This window comes from Anaerotruncus sp. AF02-27, assembly GCF_003465835.1.
Lineage (GTDB): Bacteria > Bacillota > Clostridia > Oscillospirales > Ruminococcaceae > Anaerotruncus > Anaerotruncus rubiinfantis.
Map to the genome: position 1 here is coordinate 56428 of NZ_QSBX01000006.1, position 18508 is coordinate 74935.

The 18508-nt window shown below is 53.4% G+C and carries 21 protein-coding genes and 1 tRNA gene; 17 read left to right on the plus strand and 5 right to left on the minus strand.

Annotated features, from left to right (window positions below; all coding sequences use genetic code 11):
• The 5 genes from DWV16_RS06910 to DWV16_RS06930 form a co-directional block, all read left to right on the plus strand.
• Positions 1-732 (plus strand): PTS transporter subunit IIC (locus DWV16_RS06910; protein ID WP_243007283.1); only part of this gene is annotated, 732 nt, incomplete at its 5' end.
• Positions 733-780: 48 nt separating this feature from the next.
• Positions 781-1098 carry a hypothetical protein gene (locus DWV16_RS06915; RefSeq protein ID WP_066459862.1) on the plus strand — a complete coding sequence of 106 codons (318 nt, stop codon included), beginning with the start codon at positions 781-783 and terminating at the stop codon, positions 1096-1098.
• A gap of 166 nt (positions 1099-1264) precedes the next feature.
• On the plus strand, positions 1265-1792 hold the full coding sequence (locus DWV16_RS06920; protein WP_066459860.1) for an RNA polymerase sigma factor: 528 nt from the start codon (positions 1265-1267) through the stop codon (positions 1790-1792).
• A gap of 19 nt (positions 1793-1811) precedes the next feature.
• Positions 1812-4526: a beta-propeller domain-containing protein gene (locus DWV16_RS06925; RefSeq protein ID WP_158572809.1), complete on the plus strand. Its 2715-nt coding sequence runs from the start codon at positions 1812-1814 to the stop codon at positions 4524-4526.
• A gap of 62 nt (positions 4527-4588) precedes the next feature.
• Positions 4589-5041, plus strand: a complete 453-nt coding sequence (locus tag DWV16_RS06930; protein WP_118478415.1) for a YaiI/YqxD family protein — start codon at positions 4589-4591, stop codon at positions 5039-5041.
• Between the two features lie 48 nt (positions 5042-5089).
• On the opposite strand, the gene rpsR is transcribed toward DWV16_RS06930, so the two are convergent.
• The 3 genes from rpsR to rpsF form a co-directional block, all read right to left on the minus strand.
• Positions 5090-5350 carry a 30S ribosomal protein S18 gene (rpsR, locus tag DWV16_RS06935; protein WP_066459852.1) on the minus strand — a complete coding sequence of 87 codons (261 nt, stop codon included), beginning with the start codon at positions 5348-5350 and terminating at the stop codon, positions 5090-5092.
• Positions 5351-5415: 65 nt separating this feature from the next.
• Positions 5416-5871, minus strand: coding sequence for a single-stranded DNA-binding protein (locus DWV16_RS06940; RefSeq protein ID WP_118478417.1), 456 nt, complete (start codon positions 5869-5871; stop codon positions 5416-5418).
• Positions 5872-5892: 21 nt separating this feature from the next.
• Positions 5893-6210 (minus strand): 30S ribosomal protein S6, encoded by a 318-nt coding sequence (gene rpsF, locus DWV16_RS06945; RefSeq protein WP_066459850.1) that lies wholly within the window; start codon positions 6208-6210, stop codon positions 5893-5895.
• 222 nt (positions 6211-6432) lie between these two features.
• On the opposite strand from rpsF, the gene DWV16_RS06950 reads away from it, so the two are divergent.
• From DWV16_RS06950 to DWV16_RS06965, 4 genes are all read left to right on the plus strand, one after another.
• Complete coding sequence (locus DWV16_RS06950) at positions 6433-7968, plus strand: NAD(P)H-hydrate dehydratase (RefSeq protein ID WP_118478419.1); 1536 nt, start codon at positions 6433-6435, stop codon at positions 7966-7968.
• Positions 7969-8009: 41 nt separating this feature from the next.
• The gene (locus DWV16_RS06955) at positions 8010-8546 is read left to right on the plus strand and encodes a hypothetical protein (RefSeq protein WP_118478421.1); all 537 of its coding nucleotides are present in this window, start codon (positions 8010-8012) and stop codon (positions 8544-8546) included.
• A 241-nt stretch (positions 8547-8787) separates the two neighbouring features.
• The gene (locus DWV16_RS06960; RefSeq protein ID WP_066459847.1) at positions 8788-9165 is read left to right on the plus strand and encodes a type II toxin-antitoxin system PemK/MazF family toxin; all 378 of its coding nucleotides are present in this window, start codon (positions 8788-8790) and stop codon (positions 9163-9165) included.
• Between the two features lie 162 nt (positions 9166-9327).
• Complete coding sequence (locus tag DWV16_RS06965) at positions 9328-9810, plus strand: acyl-CoA thioesterase (RefSeq protein WP_066459845.1); 483 nt, start codon at positions 9328-9330, stop codon at positions 9808-9810.
• Here the strand turns inward: DWV16_RS06965 and DWV16_RS06970 are convergent.
• Entirely contained in the window at positions 9807-10001 is a 195-nt protein-coding gene (locus DWV16_RS06970) for a hypothetical protein (protein WP_118478423.1), read from the minus strand. The genes DWV16_RS06965 and DWV16_RS06970 overlap by 4 nt on opposite strands.
• A gap of 139 nt (positions 10002-10140) precedes the next feature.
• On the opposite strand from DWV16_RS06970, the gene DWV16_RS06975 reads away from it, so the two are divergent.
• The 8 genes from DWV16_RS06975 (at position 10141) to fucO (ending at position 17456) form a co-directional block, all read left to right on the plus strand.
• Positions 10141-10217 (plus strand) — tRNA-Pro (locus DWV16_RS06975).
• A 250-nt stretch (positions 10218-10467) separates the two neighbouring features.
• On the plus strand, positions 10468-11154 hold the full coding sequence (locus DWV16_RS06980; protein WP_066459842.1) for a FadR/GntR family transcriptional regulator: 687 nt from the start codon (positions 10468-10470) through the stop codon (positions 11152-11154).
• Between the two features lie 52 nt (positions 11155-11206).
• Positions 11207-12352, plus strand: a complete 1146-nt coding sequence (locus DWV16_RS06985) for a mandelate racemase/muconate lactonizing enzyme family protein (RefSeq protein ID WP_118478427.1) — start codon at positions 11207-11209, stop codon at positions 12350-12352.
• Positions 12353-12372: 20 nt separating this feature from the next.
• Positions 12373-13437 carry a TRAP transporter substrate-binding protein gene (locus DWV16_RS06990; protein ID WP_066459839.1) on the plus strand — a complete coding sequence of 355 codons (1065 nt, stop codon included), beginning with the start codon at positions 12373-12375 and terminating at the stop codon, positions 13435-13437.
• A gap of 53 nt (positions 13438-13490) precedes the next feature.
• Entirely contained in the window at positions 13491-13973 is a 483-nt protein-coding gene (locus DWV16_RS06995) for a TRAP transporter small permease (RefSeq protein WP_118478429.1), read from the plus strand.
• A 32-nt stretch (positions 13974-14005) separates the two neighbouring features.
• Positions 14006-15268: a TRAP transporter large permease gene (locus DWV16_RS07000; RefSeq protein WP_066460508.1), complete on the plus strand. Its 1263-nt coding sequence runs from the start codon at positions 14006-14008 to the stop codon at positions 15266-15268.
• Between the two features lie 300 nt (positions 15269-15568).
• Positions 15569-16153, plus strand: a complete 585-nt coding sequence (locus tag DWV16_RS07005; RefSeq protein WP_066459834.1) for a TetR/AcrR family transcriptional regulator C-terminal domain-containing protein — start codon at positions 15569-15571, stop codon at positions 16151-16153.
• Between the two features lie 157 nt (positions 16154-16310).
• Positions 16311-17456, plus strand: coding sequence for a lactaldehyde reductase (gene fucO, locus DWV16_RS07010; RefSeq protein ID WP_066459832.1), 1146 nt, complete (start codon positions 16311-16313; stop codon positions 17454-17456).
• A gap of 120 nt (positions 17457-17576) precedes the next feature.
• On the opposite strand, the gene DWV16_RS07015 is transcribed toward fucO, so the two are convergent.
• Positions 17577-18437 (minus strand): MurR/RpiR family transcriptional regulator, encoded by an 861-nt coding sequence (locus DWV16_RS07015; RefSeq protein WP_118478431.1) that lies wholly within the window; start codon positions 18435-18437, stop codon positions 17577-17579.
• Positions 18438-18508 lie beyond the last annotated feature (71 nt).

The following is an 18508-nucleotide window of genomic DNA, read 5'->3' on the forward strand; positions in this document are numbered from 1 at the left end:
GGCCCGGTGGGCGCGTATATCGCCGCCGTGGTCGGCAGCGAGATCGGCTCGCTTGTTGCGGGCAAGACCGGTGTGGATATCATCCTCACCCCAATTGTAACGATTATCTCGGGCGGATTTGTCGGGCAGTTCGCGGGCGGTTATGTCCAGAATTTCATGACCTTCCTGGGAAGCGTTATCAACACAGCCACCGAGATGTCGCCGGTACCGATGGGAATTATCATTTCGGTGATCGTCGGCATGGCTCTGACAGCGCCGATCTCTTCGGCGGCGCTGTGCATTATGCTCGACCTGTCCGGTATCGCGGCGGGCGCCGCGACAGTCGGCTGCTGCGCGCAGATGGTTGGATTCGCGGTGATGGGCTTTAAGGACAACGGATTCGGCGGGCTCATCAGCGTGGGTATCGGCACGTCGATGCTGCAGTTTTCAAACATCATGCGCCGTCCACAGCTCTGGATCCCGCCGACGGTTGCGGGCGCAATTCTGGGTCCCATCTCCACCCGCGTTCTGCGTATGACCAACACAGCGTCCGGCGCTGGCATGGGGACGAGCGGCCTGGTTGGGCAGTTTGGAACGCTGGCCGCAATGGAGGGAACCTCCGGCACGGTGCTTTTCGCGGAGATCCTGATCATGCATTTTATCCTGCCTGCCGTGCTTACGCTTCTCATCTACGGCGCGCTGTGCAAGTTTGGATGGATCAAGAAGGGCGATCTTAAAATTTCGGTGGGTTAAGTCGCGTCGGAAGCCTCCTGCATAGAATGGCAGGGGGAGGTGGCGCAAATGGCGACAGATTCGACCGGTGTGGTCGGCGCATCAGGGCTTTCAGGAGAACTGGTAGCCGATGCGCAGGCACGTGAGGCCGCACAGGCTGCCGGATCACAGCCCTCTGGCCAGCCGAAGCGGCAGCAACCCACACAGCAGCAGATGACCGGCGAAGGCGCACAGTTTGTCTATGCTGCCGCCACGGTGGCCAATATCCTCTGCGACAACCTGTCACAGACGCAGATCAACCTGCTGGCGAACTTCCTGTCGGTGATCACCACCTGCGTTTATGCAATCCTGACAGTCGAGAATCCAAATGAGCTTTTGAGCGACTGAACAGATGTTTGCGGCGTTATAAAAACTGTGGTATAATGAATGCCAGTCCGAAAAGGACCGGCATTCATTCTTTTTTGCAGAAAATTTTCCGTATATGCAGTAATTTGCAGGTTTGCATTCACTATATGTATGAACCGTTTGGTGGAAAAAATGGTGGTTAGTAAAAATGGTTGTTGACGTAAATGCCGTCAGGCAGGCGCGACTAGGGGACAAGGATAGCTTTGCCGAGGTTTATCAGCAGATTGCTGATGACCTTTATAAAGTTGCGCTCTATTCACTGGGCAATTCCCACGATGCGCAGGATGTCGTCAGCGAAACCTTTATAGAGGCTTTTAAGGGCATCAAGAACCTGCGCGATGACAACAGTTTCAAACCATGGATCATGCGGATTCTCTCCATCCGCTGCAAACGGAAGATCGGGCAGTACATAAGCGGCCGCAATGAAATGGATATCGATGATTTCCTGGATTTGCAGGATGAGCGGGACGGCGTGGAGGAACAATCCACCCGTAAGCTCGCGCTTCTCAACGCATTGGATACCCTCACCGCCCAGGAGCGGCAGATTGTCGCGCTTGCGGTGATTCAGGGCTATACCGTGCGTGAGACGGCCGAAATCCTGGGCGCGCCGCAGGGAACAGTCAGCTCGAAATTGCACCGCACGCTCAAAAAGCTGCGGGCGCAGCTGGAGAAATAAGCGAAGGGAGTGAATGTGTATGAATCGGAAGAAACAGCAGGAATTGCAGAACGATCTGGAATTTCTCCGCGAACGTTTTGGCGAACTTGACGGGGAAATCCAGCTGCCGCATTCGCTCAGCGCGGAAATGCTGCGGTATAAATTGGAAAATATTGATCTGATAGCGGAAAAGCCCAAAAGAAAATATCCTGTCTGGCTGAAACCGATTGCCGGTGTTTGCGCCTGTTTTGTACTGATGCTGGGCGTTTACCAGGTCTTTAACAGTCAGGCGGTCAAATCGGGCGGCGCGCTGGAGGCGCCTGCGCCGATGATGGTTTCAGACATGGCGGCGGCCCCCGCTGCGGCTGAGGAAAACGAAAAGATGGCGGCGCCGGAAATGGCCGCGCAGGCGCCGTCTGAGGAAGATTCGGTCCCGATGGTTTCTGCGGGAACGCCGGAATCAAAACCTCTTGAGTGGAACCCCGCCGCTGGGGGCGCGGATGAGGCCACAAGCGCTTCTTCATCGGACAGCGCGGCGTCTGTCCAGCCGGATGAAGCATCCGAAGATGACGGTTTGATGTTGCCGAAGCAGGTGAGCGGTCGGGACGAAGATACAGGCAGCAAAGATAAGGGGACGGGCGGCAAAAAGACCGAAAGCCGCAACCCCGATACCGCCGGTTCCGGCAGGCCGGACGATATGGAAAGCAGCGATGCCGCACAGGACGATGAGGATGACGGGCTGGCGATTACGAAACCGCAGGGTGCGGGCATTTCCTCCGCGGAAAAGAATGACACAGCCCCGAAATCTGTTGTAACTGATGGGATAGAGGACACGGAGGTGGAAGATGCTGCCGAAGCGGTTATGGAAGAATCTGTAGCAGAGGCAGCGGATGTCGCGGACGAAGCATTGGCGGTCTCCCCGCGTGTTGCGCAGCCCCGCGCGGCAGCCTTTGCGCTGGGCGCGTCCGACGCGCAGGCAGAAGCCGCGCAGGACTATGCCCAGGTACGCGACGCGGTTTATCAAATGTCCGGCGGCGTTCAAAGTTATACGGACACGAACGATACGGCGGATGGCTCTGCGAAATATAACCCGGCAACTGCCGGCGCAGGGGATGCGCAGCCCGGTACCGGGGGGAGATTTTCCGGGACCAATACCCAGGAAGCGGGCGTGGATGAAGGCGATATCGTCAAGACCGACGGCGAGTACCTTTACAGTTATGTGGCAAAAAACGCCACCTCAAAATATCCCGCGATTTTTATCACCGACGCGGACGATCTGGAGGTGACTTCCAAGATCGAGCTGAAAGCGGGACGGATTGAGGAGTTTTATGTCACGAAAAATCGTCTGATCACGGTCCAGTCGTCTAATTTCACCCTGAACGCCAAGGTGCCGGACGATACAGTTATTGAAAGCACTGGCGAAGACCTCTATGAGGAAATCCAGGAGCAAAATTCTAGAAAGCGCATGCCGAATACCGACGATCCGCGGGATCGCCGGATGGCGCAGGCGGTCGTTTATGATATTTCCGATCCGGAAGATCCGGAGCAGATCAGAACTTTCTCACAGGATGGCGGGTATGTGTCCTCCCGGATGGTGGACGGCGTGCTGTATCTCGTGAGCAACCGGTATGTGAGCCCGGATTTCGCCCGCAAGGATACCAGAATGGAGGAACTCGTCCCGGTCGTCTATGACAGCGTGGAGGGCTCCGCACGGCTGCTCAAACCAAAGGAGATCGCAATCGCGCCGGACAGCAGGAGCGCCAGTTACGCGGTGGTGTCTGCGGTGAATGTCCGCAGCGGCCGCGCGGAGACCAAAGCGGTGCTCGGCGGCGGTGACGGAGTCTACATGTCAGAGGATAACCTCTACGTCTACTACCAGACCGCAAACAGCGATCTTCAGTCGGGCGTTTCGAGCTACACGGCCACCAACATTGTCAAGATCGGCGCAAACGGGGCTGACCTGAGTCTTGGCCGCACTGGCCATGTGGACGGTTATGTCTACGGGCAGTTCGCGTTCAGTGAGTATAAAGGCAACCTGCGGGTTGCAACAACCGCGGATTACCCGAGCGGGAAAAGTTCCAACAATGTTTATGTCCTCGATAAGAACATGCGGCGGGTGGGTGCGCTTACAGGGTTGGCGCCCGGCGAATCGATCTATTCGGTTCGTTATATGGATGATAGGGCTTATCTCGTGACCTTCCGGCAGGTTGACCCACTCTTTGCGATCGACCTGAGCAACCCTGAAAAGCCCAGGCTGCTCGGCCAGCTCAAGATCCCGGACTTCTCGGAGTATCTGCATCCGGTTGACAAGAATACCTTGATCGGTATCGGCCAGAGCGCGGACAACAACGGGCAGACCGATGGGCTCAAGCTCAGCATGTTTGACGTCTCAAATCCGGCCTCACCGAAGGAACTGCATGTCTATAACTTGGGCGGGCAGGGAAGCTGGTCCGAGGCGCTCGATAACCACCGGGCGGTGCTTTTCGACGCGCGCAGCAATCTGATTGCTTTTCCGGCGGACATTCGGTCGGCTGGAACGAACGAACAGACCTACTTTGTGTTCCGTTTCAGCAAGTCGGACGGCTTTACCTTGGAAAAAGAGATTATTCATGGCGACGACGAGCGGGTCGACAGCTTCGAAGAAGTTCAGCGCGGGCTTTACATCGGTGATACGCTTTACACCTTCTCGCCGAGCTATATTGTGAGTTATGATCTTGGTACCTTTGAGAGGAAGGATTCAGTTAAACTGAAATAAACCAGCAATCCCCGCCGTGAAAACCACGGCGGGGATTTTATGCCAAAAAGAGGAGGGACCTCATGCGGATTTTAGTGGACGCGGACGCCTGCCCGGTCAAAAAACAGATCGTGGAGCTTGCCAAATACCGTCGCCTGCCGGTCATCATGCTGATCGACACCAGTCATGTAATAAACGACGGCTACAGCGAGGTCATCACAGTGGATAAAGCGCGCGATAGTGTGGACATCAAGCTCATCAATCTTCTGAAAAAGGATGACATCGTTGTGACACAGGATTATGGCGTGGCGGCAATGGCGCTGGGGAAGGGAGCAAAAGCCCTCAACCAAAACGGCATGGTTTACAATGCGGACAATATGGACCGTCTGCTGTTTGAGCGGTATTTGGGCGCGAAGGTGCGCCGCGCGGGAGGCCGCACCGCAAATATCAGAAAGCGTTCCCCCGCGGATGATGAATCCTTTTCCGCAGCGCTTGCGCAGCTGCTGGATGCGACGGAAACAGGTTCAGCGCAGTAAAAAACGCCCCGATCTTTCCGATCGGGGCGTTTTTGAACATTTTTTCAATCAGTCGCTGATATAAGGCAGCAGGCCGATGTGGCGCGCGCGTTTGATCGCGATGGTCAGTTCGCGCTGATGACGGGCACAGGTGCCGGTCACGCGGCGGGGAACGATCTTCGCGCGCTCGCTGAGATATCTCCGCAGGCGGGGGACATCCTTGTAATCGATGGGGCCGAGCTTATCGACGCAGAATGAGCAAACTTTTTTTCTGCCTTTTCTGTTTCCGCGCGGGCCTCTATTTTCTCTTTCGGATCTCTCGAAAGCCATGATACAAACCTCCTTCAATGGTATTCATTCAATATGCCGGATTGGACGGGGACGTGTTCTGTCAATCAGAACGGCAGGTCGTCGGAATCGGCGGCCATTTCGGAGAAGTCGCCCACATCGCCGCTCGCATAGGAAACGGCGGGCTCGGGAGGCGCCTGGGTCGGCGCGGGCGCGGAATAGCTCTGGGAAGAGCTGGACGCGCTTTTGCTTTCACCGAACTGGACGTTGTCGGCTACAACTTCGACTGCGGTGCGCTTATTGCCGTTTTTGTCCTCATAGCTGCGGGTCTGGATCGAACCTTCCACAATGATCATCTTGCCCTTGTTGAAGTATTTCGAAACGAACTCGGCGCTTTGACGCCACGCGACAATATCGATAAAATCGGCCTGGCGTTCGCCGCCGCGGGAGCTGTAATTGCGGTCAACCGCGATCCGGAAAGAACAGACCGAAACGCCGTTGGGCGTTTGGCGCAGCTCGGGGTCAGCCACAAGGCGGCCCATCAAAATTGCCCGATTCAACATAACACTTGCACCATCCTTGTCTTACGCTTCCTGCTTGACTTCCGCAGGCTCTTTGGTTACGATCAGGGTACGCAGAACGCCGTCCGTGATTTTGTAGATACGATCCAGCTCAGCGGGGAACTCAGGGGTCGAAGTGAATTCGACGACCACATAGTACCCCACGGTTTCATCGTTGATCGGATACGCAAGGGCTCTCTGTCCCCAGGTATCGACGTTGACGATGGTCGCATTCTCGCTGATGAGCTTGTTGAATTTCTCAACCAGAGCGGTTACGCTCTCCTCACCATTTTTCATGCTGAATACCATTACGGTTTCGTAGTTGGCTTTTACCTGTGCCATTTGAACACCTCCTTTTGGACTTTTGGCCCCGGGTCGATGCCCGGAGCAAGGATGTTTGGGCCAGCAGGGCAGAATTGTCCTGAGACTTAACTCATAAATTATACCAGCGCGGCGGCGAATAGTCAAGCCCCGATCTTCGATTATTTGTACAAGCTTTCGCTGTTTTCTGCTTCTCAACTGTGCTATAATTTTTTTAGAATATGGCAAGGGGTGACAAAATCCATGTTGATCGTAACTTCTCAGCAGATGAAAACGATTGAATCGAACGCTTTAAACTATTCGCTCAGCTATGAACGGCTGATGGAAAACGCTGGCTCCGCGGCCGCGGCCGTGATCCGCCGCACCATGGAGGTGGACGGGCGTTTCGCGACCATCTTCTGCGGGCGCGGGAACAACGGCGGCGACGGCTTTGTTGTGGCGCGCAAACTCTGCGAGGCGGGCGCGAACGTCGCGGTGGTGCTCACCGACGGCGAGCCGCGCACCGAGGAAGCGAAAGCCATGCTCCGGCTGATCGGCGTGATGGAGGTGGCGGTTGTCGAATACGGCGACGACCCGCAGTATCTGGCCGAACGTCTTGCGGAAACCGACCTTCTGGTGGATGCGGTTTACGGGACAGGTTTCCATGGGGAGCTGGATGAGCGCCACCGCGACATCTGCCGGCTGATAAACGGAGTGGAGGTCGAAACCTTCGCGCTTGATATCCCGAGCGGTGTGAGCGCAAACAGTGGGTTTGCGGACGCATGTGCAGTTCGGGCGGATGTGACGATTGTGTTTGACAGCGACAAGCCTGCCTCTGTGATGCCCTGTGCGCAGAAATACTGCGGCAAGGTGGTGGTGGCGGACATCGGTATCCCGCCCGAGGCGCATGCGGATATCATTTCCAACTATACGCTTGTGGACGGCGGTTTTGTTTTCGACCGCCTCCCAATGCGTATGCGTGAGAGTCACAAAGGCGATTACGGAAGGCTTTTAAATATTGCGGGTTCACAGAAATACATGGGGGCGGCAACCCTTTCTTCGCTCGCGGCGCTGCGCGCCGGGGCGGGCTATGTGACGCTTGCCTCCACCAAGGAGGTCTGCCGCACCACGCTGCCGATGCTTTTGGAAGCGGTGATGCTTCCGCTCAGGCAGACTCCGGACGGTTCGATTTCCGCGCAATCGATCGATGAAATTCTCGCGGCTGTGCCTAAGAGCGATGCTGTCCTGATTGGCAATGGGATCGGCACCGGTGAAGATGCCTGCCGCATCGTCTACGAGGTGATCCGCGCGGCAAAATGTCCGCTGATTATCGACGCGGATGGTATAAATGTGGTTTCGCGGAATATAGATATCTTAAAGGAAGCAAACTGCAAAATTGTACTGACCCCGCACATCGGGGAACTTTCCCGGCTGACCACACTCCCCATCCCGCAGCTCAAGCAGGATATTACCGGCTGTGGGCTTAATTTTGTCAAAGAATATGGTGTGACGGTGGTGCTCAAGGACGCCTACACCTGCACCGTGACCGCCGCGGGCCATGTCTACATCAATACGACCGGAAACGCTGGGCTTGCCCGCGCGGGCAGCGGCGACGTGCTGGCGGGACTGATTGGAGCGTTTGCCGCGCAGGGAAGGGAACCGGAACTGGCAGCGGCCTGCGGCGTGTGGCTGCATGGAATGGCTGGGGACTATGCGGCGGAAGAGTTTTCCCAGTATGGGATGCTCCCACGTGATGTCATCGATATGCTCCCGCGCGTTTTTTGTGACCACGAACGGTGATCGCGGGGCGGATACAAATCGCAGTTTCGGAGGTGCAAACGATGCGTAATAAACTGTTGTGTATCCTGCTGGCGGTGGTTTTGGCACTAAGCTTTTTCGGATGCGGCGGCAAAGAAAATTCCCAGGCGGCATCCGAACAGGTGAAGAAGGCGGCGGAATCCTTCCAGACGACCGCGAAGGTGAAATACCGGGAACTGGAAACGGTGATGACCATCTATAAAAAGCCGATGAACTGCGCGGTGGTGGGATTTGAAAGCCCTGACAGCCTGCGGGATATGAAGATGACTTTTTATCCGGATAAAGTCGCCCTGCAATATAAAGAGATGTCCTTCGACTTCGCGCCGGACAGCCTGCCCGGACAGGCGGCGGCAAAAATGGTGCTGTCAGCATTAAATGCCGCATTGGCGGATGAAGGGATCACAATTGAGCAGCAGGATAAAAAGCTCCTGGTCAGCGGTACGATTGACGAGGGGGCCTTTTCACTCGTGATCGATGCGGAAAATGGAAATATTTTAAAGCTTGTGATTCCTGAGAAAGAGCTTGAGCTGGAGGTCTTAAATTTTAAAATCCTTGAATAATAAAACGATATGGGAGAGGCCCGTGCATTTTAGCACGGGCCTTTTTGCTGTCAAAATGCGGCGGCGGACAATATGATGTAATACCCGGCTTTGTTTACTGGAGAAACTTTTGTACTCTGCCGGGAGCTGCCGGACGTACGGAAACTTTTCCCCTAAGGACTGTTTAAACGGCGTCCGGATGGTTCAGAATATCTGTGGACGTAAAACGTGCCATATGAAAAATCCACGGAGTGTGATATACGTGACCGTTAAAAGGGGAGAGATCTACTACGCCGACCTGAGCCCGGTGATCGGGTCCGAACAGGGCGGCGTGCGGCCGGTGCTGATTGTACAAAACGATGTTGGAAACCGTTACAGCCCCACTGTGATTGCGGCCGCAATCACAAGCCAGAAGGAAAAATCCAAGCTGCCGACCCACATCGAGATCAATTCGCAGGTGTGTGGACTTTCACGGGATTCGGTGGTGCTGCTCGAGCAGATCCGCACCATCGATAAAAAGCGGCTGAAAGAGAAAATGGGCCGCTTGGATGATGGTTCCATGGGGCAGGTGAACCATGCGTTGTCAATCAGTTTCGGCTTGGGAGACAATCCACAAGGCAGCCAAGGCGCACTTACATAAGTGTGCGAAAGCCGCCTATGACAGTAAAGTACGACATCTGTAGCAGATTTGACGCCACATCCAAAGCACTCGTTGGATGTGGCGTTTTCATATGGAATTGCATTTTAGAATATGAACCATTATAATAGAAAAAGATATAGAAAATACATGGAAGGAATCTTTATGGAAAAGTACAATAAAACCAAACGGGTATCAGAGTCCCGCACCGAACAAATCCAAATCATCATGCCGGAACACATAAACGGGTTCGACCGGCTTTTCGGCGGCCAGCTTGTGGAATGGATCGATGTGGTCGCAGCAGTGGTGGCGCGCCGCCATTCAAACTGCAATGTGACCACCGTATCGATCGACAATCTGCACTTTAAAGCTGCCGCCCATGTAAACAATACAGTTGTACTGATCGGACAGATGACCTATGTGGGGACAACGTCGATGGAAGTGCGGGTGGATACCTTTGTCGAACGGATTGACGGCAGCAAAAAGCTGGTCAACCGCGCCTACCTCACGCTGGTTGCACTGGACGACAGTGAGAAACCCACGCCGGTTCCGCGCCTGCAATTGGAGACAGAAGAAGAGCGCGCCGAATGGGAGGCCGGCGTCAAACGGGCGGCGCTGCGAAAACAACGCCGGATCGAACAGTTTTAATCCGACGTGTTTGTCCCATCAGAAGGGGAATCCGGCTTGGGCTTTGTGTCAACGGTCATTGTGTCCGGACAGCCTGCGCACATGCTGCCGGGCACGTAGTGCCCTTTTTTGCGCATCCGGTTGACTGCTATGCAAGCGCCAATCCCGATCACAAAGATGATTGCGAGGAGGATCCATTCAAGTGGACTCATAGACGCACCTCCGGCTTTTTCTTTCATTATACGGGTCAGATGGATGCGGTGCAATCCAAAGATTAAAGCAGATTTTTTACAAAAAATCCTCTTGATTTTATTGGGCATATATGCTAATATAATATAGCTGTTTGGATATCCGGATATGGCGCAGTTTGGTAGCGCGCTACCTTGGGGTGGTAGAGGCCGTGGGTTCAAGTCCCGCTATTCGGACCACAGCATAAGCTACATTTTGACCTTGCGATGCAGGGCCGAAATGTAGCTTTATTTTTTAACAAAACCTTCATGATATACTGATTTTTAGTAACGATTGTGGAGGTTTTGCCATATTCAAATCTGATATGAGTCATGAGCAGCTGTTAAATCTGCCCAAAATTACAGAGAAAAGTTTTTCATAAAAAAGAAAAATTTGTATTGAAATAAAGTAACATATATGATATCTTATATGACAAAAAAGGGTGCTTACATGAATCTGTTAGAACAAACGCAGCAGCAAATTGAAAAAATGATTCTGAATAAGGAATATGACGAGAACAATTATCTGCCTAGTGAAGGGGAGCTTTGCAAAAAATTTGAAGTAAGCCGTGCCACCGTCCGCGAAGCGGTGCGATCCATGGAAGTGCGCGGTTTTCTCAAGCGGGTGCATGGCAAAGGACTCCAAGTGATTGACAACAGTGTAAAAGTAATGACACGTTCAATTGCCGACATGATTTCACTCCGGGATTGCGATTTGTCAGAACTCATCGAAGTGCGTAGGATCATAGAGGTGGAAGCAGCGCGGCTCGCGGCGGATCGGGCGGACGAACAGGATTTGGAACAGCTTCGTAAGTCGCTTGCAGTGATGGAAAACACCGAAGTGATGGACGACAACTACTACCACAATGACCTGGAGTTCCATGTCAATCTGGTAAAAGCGTCCAAAAATAATATGCTCAGTGCCATTGTCAGCGCCTATACGCCGCTGCTGTGGGATGTCGTCGTCGCGTCTTCGCAAACGAATTATTGTATTGAGCGGCGGCATCATTTTCATCGGGACGTCTACGACTGCATTGTAAAGCGTGAGCCGGACGCGGCTGCTGAGAAAATGCGGATTCACCTGCGTGCCACCAGTGAAAATGTCGAGACCTATCAGAAAAACGGAGAAAGGAAGTGATTCATTTTAATATTAGTTATATGATATCATATGAGTTGGAGGGCGTTAATCATTGAAAATACGTGAAGTCAAGGCGCACATTATTCAGGCGCCGCTGGAAGAACCTTTCGCGTTTTCGCAGGGATGGGTTTATAATCGCAGTTCGATGATTGTGGAGGTTATCTGCGCGGACGGAGAAAGCGGTTTTGGGGAATGCCTCTGTCATGGAATGCAGCCTCCACAGATTGCGGCGGCATTTATCCAAAACTGTTTTGCCCCCCGCATGGTCGGGCGAGATCTCTTTGATGTGGAGGTCCTTTGGGAGGAGCTTTACAACATATCCCGGCCGTTTGGCCAGCAAGGAGCAGCTGTCAACGCGCTGAGCGGAGTTGATATTGCCCTGTGGGACGCGATCGGTAAACAACTGGGGCAGCCGGTTTGCAATCTGATCGGCGGAAAGTTCCGCGATAAGGTTCAGGCATACGCAACCGGATTCTACCGCAAACAGGGCCGCAGCTATCCGGAGGAGGCCATCCGCGAAGTCGCTGGGTACATCGAAAAGGGATTTCGCGGGATGAAGCTCAAGACCGGGTTCGGCGCGCAGGAGGATATAGGCTATATCCGCGCGGTTCGGGAAGCGGTGGGGAATGAGATTCTGCTGATGGCGGATTTCAACTGCGCCTATAACCAGGCGGTTGCGCGCAGAATCCTTTTAGAACTGCAGGAAAGCAGGCTGGAATTCTTTGAAGAGCTGCTCGCGCCGGAAGATATGGAGGGCTATGCAGCAATCCGGAATTTGACCCCTTCGTATATCGCGGCGGGGGAGAATATTTTTGGGAAGATCGCATATAAGCAGTGGCTCGAGAAAGGTGCGCTGGATATTTACCAGCCGGACCTGTGCTCAAGCGGCGGCTTCACCGAATGCAAAAAGATCGCAGCACTCACCCAGGCCTATAATGCAATGCTGATTCCGCACGTATGGGGTTCCGGCGTTGGACTGGCGGCATCCTTACAGTTTATCGCGACGCTTCCGGCGGCCCCCCTGTGCATGAAGCCGAAAGAGCCAATGCTTGAATACGACCAGTCGAGCCATCCTTTCCGCTTGGATCTGATCAATGACGGGGTTGTTTTCAGGAATGGGTTTGTGGAGGTCCCCAATGCTCCGGGAATCGGTGTTGAAATAAATCGGGAAGTCCTCAAGAAATACCGCATCAACTGAGAGAAAAGGAGAAGTTTACTATGAAAAAACTGACAGCGTTTATTATGTCGGCAGTCATGATTTTGACTTTTGCAGCCTGCTCCGGCGCAGCGCCCGCGTCGTCCGCTCCACAGCAAGGTAATACGGCGGCGCCCGCCTCCTCATCGCAGCAATCGGAATCCACAGGTGCAAAGATCACCCTGAAAATCGGCAACAACCAACCGGATACCCATCCCTGGAACCAGGGAATTGCGGATTTGACGAAACTTGCGGCGGAATATTCCGGTGGCAGAATCGAGATTATCAACTATCCGAATGCCACCTTGGGAACCGAACCGGATATGCTGGAAAGCGTCCGAGAAGGATCGCTTGATATGGTGATCAGCGACCCGACTGTGGGGACCACCTTCTGTAAGGAGCTGGAGCTGTTCTCGCTGCCATTCCTTTTCCGCGATTATGACCATTGGCAGAAAGCGCTGGACGGTGAGCCTGGACAAAAATATGCGGACCTGATTGAAGAGAAGTCCGGAGGCTTGAAGATCCTTGGCTATTGGGGCGGATCCACCCGCAATGTGATCGCGGTGAAGGGGCCGGTTAAGAGTGTTGACGATCTGCAGGGCTTTAAACTGCGCCTTGCGCCATCCGATCTGAAGTTTAAGGTTTGGGAAGCCGTTGGCACGCTCCCGGTCACAATCGCTTTTGGCGAAACTTATTCCGCAATGGCATCCGGACTCTGTGATGGCATGGAGAATGAGATGCCGTCGATCTTGTCGGCCAAATTCTACGAGCCGGCGCCTTATTTCACTTTGACCGGGCACGAAATCACAGTGCGCCCGCTTTTCGTAAACGCGGAAAAATATAACGCTATGGAACCGGAAATGCAGCAAGCGCTTGCGAAAGCCGTTGCCGAGGCCACCGCGCTCGCCCGCCAGTATGAAAAAGAAGCTGGGGAAGCCGCACAGAAACAGATGGTTGAGGAATTCGGCGTGGAACTGTATGAGATTGATAAAACCCCGATTATGGAACGGACAAAGCCTGTGTTTGAGGAATTCGGAAACACGTCCGGACTCAATGACCTGATTGCAGAGATCCAGGAAGTTCAGTAAATTGAGAATCGCAGGCGGCGGAAGCCGCCTGCGCGTTTGGGAGGGAACACTTATTGAAACGGATTTCTGATGGACTTGAAAAAATAATCAGTGTCGTCCTGTTCTTTATTATGACGGTGCTTGTGGTGATCACCTTTTTACAGGTGTTCAGCCGTTTTATCCTGCATATCCCGATCGCCTGGAGCGAAGAAGTGATCCGGATGAGCTTTGTATGGATGATTTCCCTGGGATCAGCGGTGGCCATAAAAGAAAACAGCCATTTGGTTATGGATATGCTCACATCTGCCGTTTCCGAGAAGATGCGCAAGGTTTTACGCATGATTGTTCTGGTGCTGATACTGGGGGTCAGTGTGATCCTTTTGGTGGCGGGCGCAAACTACGTGGTCCGAAGCATGGGGAAAACCGCTGTGACAATGCCGATCCCCTCCAACTGCGTCTACATAGCCATCCCGGTTTCAGCAGTTGTCATGATATTTTATACAGTGGAACAGGCCGTCTTGGAACTGAACCGTAATCGAAAGGAGGCAGCTTCGTGAGTCCATTGCCCATTCTTATTCTGATCGTGGGTATGATCCTGCTGATGCTGCTGGGTCTGCCGCTTGCTTTTTCCATTCTGGCAATTTCCACGGCGGTGCTTGTTGGATTCACGGATCTGCCGTTTTGGCAGATCGTCCAACGTTTCTTTGCCGGAATTGACAGCTTTGTCCTGACAGCAATCCCATTTTTCCTGCTGGCGGGAAATCTGATGAATTCAGGGAAAATTACGGATAAGCTGATAGACCTTTCTTCCGCAGCGGTGGGACATATCCGTGGCGGACTGGCCCATATTAATGTCCTTGTCAGCTTGTTGTTTGGTCACCTGTCGGGCTCGGCGGTCGCGGATACTTCGGGCATTGGAACCATCCTGATCCCGGCAATGATCCGCAAAGGGTATACCAAATCGTTCACGGTCGCGGTCACTGCAACCTCATCCGTATTGGGTCAGATCATTCCGCCTAGCCTGATTATGATTATCTATTCCGCCACAGCCGGTGCAAGCGTTCAAGCGCTGTTCGTGGCTGGGATGGTTCCAGGCCTGATGCTGGCGCTCACGATGATGGTGGTTTCTCTGGGATATGCCATCAAATTCCATTATCCGAAAGAGGCGAAGTGCACCTTCCGAGAGTTCCTGATCACATTTCGGAAGGCCGCTTTGGTGCTTGTCATGCCGCTTATTATCATCGGCGGCGTGCTCACCGGTGTTTGTACTGCCACCGAAAGTGCGGTGCTGGCTGTTGTTTACAGTCTGATCATCACAATTTTTGTTGATAAGACCCTGACGCCCAAGGATTTGCTCCCCATCTTTGTGAAGTCTGCGAAGGGGGCGGCGACGAGTCTTTTCTGTATTGGAGCGGCGAGTGTCTTCGGTTACCTGCTGGCTTATTTCCGTACAAATGAATATGTCATGCAGCTGATGACCGATCTTAATCTGTCGAAGGCAGGATTCATGCTGTTCACTATCATCCTGTTTTTTGTTCTTGGTGCATTTATGGATGCGACCCCGGCGATCTGCATCTTTGTTCCGATTGTCGTTCCGGCCGGCTTGGCCCTTGGGCTGCATCCGGTGCATCTGGGCATGATCATTTGCTTGGTTCTGTCCTTTGGCCTCGTGACGCCACCGTACGGGTTGTGCCTGTTGCTGGCCTGCCAAATTGCAAAGATCGAACCGCAAAAGACCTTCCGGGATTTGTTTGTTATGCTTGGCGCGGTGGTCATAACGCTTCTGATCATCATCTTCTTCCCGGATTTCATCTTGGCCCTGCCGCGGCTGGTCGTTCCCAAATACATGTAGGATAGCCAGGAAATCTCTGACTTTGATTAAACAGAGGAGCCGCCTCCAAACTGGGGGCGGCTCCTCTGTACTTTGAAAGCTGTTCCGGAAAATTGGATAGGCCCGAATGAGAAAATCTGCTGGCGGTAGCCTGACAGCGGGGCTCTGCATCGTCGGGGCGGCTGCCGGTACTTATGCAGGGGGACTTGCGCGCAGCACCTGCGATTTGACGGAGTGAAACCGTATCAGTTAAAAGGGAGTTGTAAAACCCTCCGGCAGTCTGTTACAATGGAGGTGACCAAATTGAGAGGAAGGATGCGTATGCTGAAACCGGAGACCCGGCAGGAAAACACAAAATACCGCCTTGCCGAGGCGATCAAAGCCTGTATGAAGAACACGCCGGTGGACCGTATCACCGTCCAGCAGATTGTGGATGCCTGTGGGGTGACCCGCCAGACGTTTTACCGCAATTTTCTGGATAAGTACGACCTCATCAACTGGTATTTTGATAAGCTGCTGCTCGAATCCTTTGCACATATGGGCAGCGGCCGGACGGTGCTGGAAGGACTCGAACGCAAGTTCGAATACATCCGGGAGGAGAGGGTCTTTTTTACCGGGGCGTTTAGTTCGGACGATCAGAACTCCCTCAAGGAACATGATTTTGCACTGATCCTGGAGTTTTATACCCAGCAGATCAGACAGAAGACCGGACAGTTTCCGGATGAGGAGATCCGCTTTCTGCTGGAGATGTACTGCCGCGGCTCCATTTACATGACGGTGAAATGGGTGCTTGGCGGGATGCCAGAGCCGCCGGAAAAGATGGCAAAAAGTCTCGTGGATGCGATGCCGGCAAAGCTGGCCGACCTGTTTATCCATTTGGGCCTTTTGCCTAAATCGCATACATAATACCTTGTTTTTCGTGCGGATTAAAAAAATTTTTGTGGGATGTTACATCTTTGACAGATTGTAACTTTACTTTTCTCCGGATTCTGGTTTACAATAATGATAATAAATTGTCAAACTTGACCGCAGCCAGTATTTCAGAAAAAGGAGAAGATTATTTATGGCGAACAGAATTATGCTCAATCAGACTTCCTATCACGGCTCCGGCGCGATTCAGGAAATCGCCAATGAAGCCAAGGCGCACGGCTTCAAAAAAGCATTCGTGTGTTCCGACCCCGATCTGATCAAATTTAAGGTGGCCTCCAAGGTGACCGATATTCTGGACAAGGAAGGCCTCGCTTACGAGGTGTATTCGGATATTAAAGCCAATCCGACCATCCAGAATGTCCAGAACGGTGTGCAGGCGTTCAAGGCGTCAGGCGCGGACTATATCGTTGCCATTGGCGGCGGTTCCTCGATGGATACCGCCAAGGCGATCGGTATCATCATTGCAAACCCGGAATTTGAGGATGTGCGCAGCCTGGAAGGCGTCGCGCCGACCAAAAAGCCCTGTGTCCCGATCATTGCCGTTCCCACCACCGCCGGCACCGCCGCTGAGGTCACCATCAACTATGTTATCACCGACGTGGAGAGAAAACGTAAATTTGTCTGTGTCGATCCGCACGACATGCCGATCATCGCGGTTGTCGATCCGGATATGATGGCTTCGATGCCGAAGGGTCTGACCGCCTCCACCGGTATGGATGCGCTGACTCATGCGATTGAAGGCTACACCACCAAGGCTGCTTGGGAAATGACCGATATGTTCCACATCAAGGCGATCGAGATCATTGCAAAATCGCTGCGCGGCGCGGTCGCAAACACAAAGGAAGGCCGTGACGGAATGGCGCTTGGCCAGTATATTGCCGGTATGGGCTTCTCGAATGTTGGCCTTGGCATTGCGCATTCGATGGCGCACACCCTCGGCGCGGTTTATGACACCCCGCACGGTGTTGCCTGCGCGATGATGCTCCCGATCGTCATGGAGTACAATGCCGAGTGCACTGGCGAAAAATATCGTGAAATTGCGCGCGTAATGGGTGTGGAAGGCGTGGACGGGATGTCTCAGTCCGAATACCGGAAGGCCGCTGTGGATGCTGTCAAGAAACTTTCCGCTGACGTTGGGATTCCGGCCAAGCTGGAAGCGCTCAAGGAAGAGGATCTGCAGTTCCTTGCGGAATCCGCGTTTGCCGATGCCTGCTGCCCGGGGAATCCGAAGGATACCAATGTGGAAGACCTGAAAGCACTGTTCCGCAAACTGATGTAAGCTTTTCAAATAGAAGATTTTCGAAATCGCAATTCCGGCCCGCCGAGATCGGCTGGCCAGTAATATATCCGCGCCAAAACAGGACAGACAGCCAGATTCATGGCTGTCTGTCCTGTTTTTTCAGTATTTCTTCTGTTCGAGCGCGCGCTCAATCGCACGGAAGTTGGTGACCGAGGAATCCTTCTTTTTCAGCGCGATCATCGTATGCAGGGTATCGATAATTGCCATCTGCGCAATACGCGAAGAAAGCGCAAAAATCCGGTAGCGGGTTTCGTTCGATGCGGTGCAGAGCCGGATATCAGCGATGTCGTAAAGCGGAGACCGCCCAATATTGGTCAGCGAGATGATCGAAGCCCCTTTGCTTTTGGCGAGCGCCGAGGCGTCGACAATATCTTTTGAGCTCCCAGAATGGCTGATTGCAAAGACGGTGTCGCCTTTTTGGAGGTTGGTGGCCACGATGCTCTGGATGTGGGTGTCGGTGTAGGCGGTCGCGTCAACTGCGACGCGCAGCAGCTTATGCTGTAAGTCGAGCGCAATGGAATGGGAATTTCCTAAACCAAAAATGGCCACCCGGTTGGATGCGATGATCCGGTCAGCGGCTGCGTCGAGATCCTTTCCGCGCAGCACGTCATGAGTATAGCGGATGGTGTGGATGGTGGACTGAAAAACCTTATCCATAATGGTGTCAGGGGGATCTCCCTCGGAAATTTCCTCGTGGATATTCTGCAGCGGTGTGACGATCGCTTGGGCAAGGGTGAGCTTGAGCTCCTGATAGCCGCTCATCCCAAGTTTGCGGCAGGTGCGAATCACCGTTGCGTCGCTCGCGTTGCTGCGCTCGGCAAGGCCGGCTACCGAAAGGTAGATCACCTCCTCGGGATGTTCAAGGATATAGTTGGCCACCTGTTCCTCTGTTTTGCTCAGGGAGCTGCGCAGGGCGCGCACTTTCATCAGAAGGGCGGATGATTCATTTTTTTCTGACATAGCAAAGGTCCTTTCAGAAGCCGTTTAGCGGCTGAGTGATGAAATGAAACTTCAAATGTAGCAAAACTTCA

What these genes read in the sequence shown, in the direction of transcription:
- DWV16_RS06965 (WP_066459845.1), top strand. Translation starts at nt 9,328, where the DNA reads ATGGAAAAGTACAATAAAACCAAACGGGTATCAGAGTCCCGCACCGAA.
- DWV16_RS06920 (WP_066459860.1), top strand. Translation starts at nt 1,265, where the DNA reads ATGGTTGTTGACGTAAATGCCGTCAGGCAGGCGCGACTAGGGGACAAG.
- fucO (WP_066459832.1), top strand. Translation starts at nt 16,311, where the DNA reads ATGGCGAACAGAATTATGCTCAATCAGACTTCCTATCACGGCTCCGGC.
- DWV16_RS07015 (WP_118478431.1), bottom strand. Translation starts at nt 18,437, where the DNA reads ATGTCAGAAAAAAATGAATCATCCGCCCTTCTGATGAAAGTGCGCGCC.
- DWV16_RS06990 (WP_066459839.1), top strand. Translation starts at nt 12,373, where the DNA reads ATGAAAAAACTGACAGCGTTTATTATGTCGGCAGTCATGATTTTGACT.
- DWV16_RS07005 (WP_066459834.1), top strand. Translation starts at nt 15,569, where the DNA reads ATGCTGAAACCGGAGACCCGGCAGGAAAACACAAAATACCGCCTTGCC.
- DWV16_RS06925 (WP_158572809.1), top strand. Translation starts at nt 1,812, where the DNA reads ATGAATCGGAAGAAACAGCAGGAATTGCAGAACGATCTGGAATTTCTC.
- DWV16_RS06955 (WP_118478421.1), top strand. Translation starts at nt 8,010, where the DNA reads ATGCGTAATAAACTGTTGTGTATCCTGCTGGCGGTGGTTTTGGCACTA.
- rpsR (WP_066459852.1), bottom strand. Translation starts at nt 5,350, where the DNA reads ATGGCTTTCGAGAGATCCGAAAGAGAAAATAGAGGCCCGCGCGGAAAC.
- DWV16_RS07000 (WP_066460508.1), top strand. Translation starts at nt 14,006, where the DNA reads ATGATCCTGCTGATGCTGCTGGGTCTGCCGCTTGCTTTTTCCATTCTG.
- rpsF (WP_066459850.1), bottom strand. Translation starts at nt 6,210, where the DNA reads ATGGCACAGGTAAAAGCCAACTACGAAACCGTAATGGTATTCAGCATG.
- DWV16_RS06980 (WP_066459842.1), top strand. Translation starts at nt 10,468, where the DNA reads ATGAATCTGTTAGAACAAACGCAGCAGCAAATTGAAAAAATGATTCTG.
- DWV16_RS06970 (WP_118478423.1), bottom strand. Translation starts at nt 10,001, where the DNA reads ATGAGTCCACTTGAATGGATCCTCCTCGCAATCATCTTTGTGATCGGG.
- DWV16_RS06930 (WP_118478415.1), top strand. Translation starts at nt 4,589, where the DNA reads ATGCGGATTTTAGTGGACGCGGACGCCTGCCCGGTCAAAAAACAGATC.
- DWV16_RS06940 (WP_118478417.1), bottom strand. Translation starts at nt 5,871, where the DNA reads ATGTTGAATCGGGCAATTTTGATGGGCCGCCTTGTGGCTGACCCCGAG.
- DWV16_RS06950 (WP_118478419.1), top strand. Translation starts at nt 6,433, where the DNA reads ATGTTGATCGTAACTTCTCAGCAGATGAAAACGATTGAATCGAACGCT.
- DWV16_RS06915 (WP_066459862.1), top strand. Translation starts at nt 781, where the DNA reads ATGGCGACAGATTCGACCGGTGTGGTCGGCGCATCAGGGCTTTCAGGA.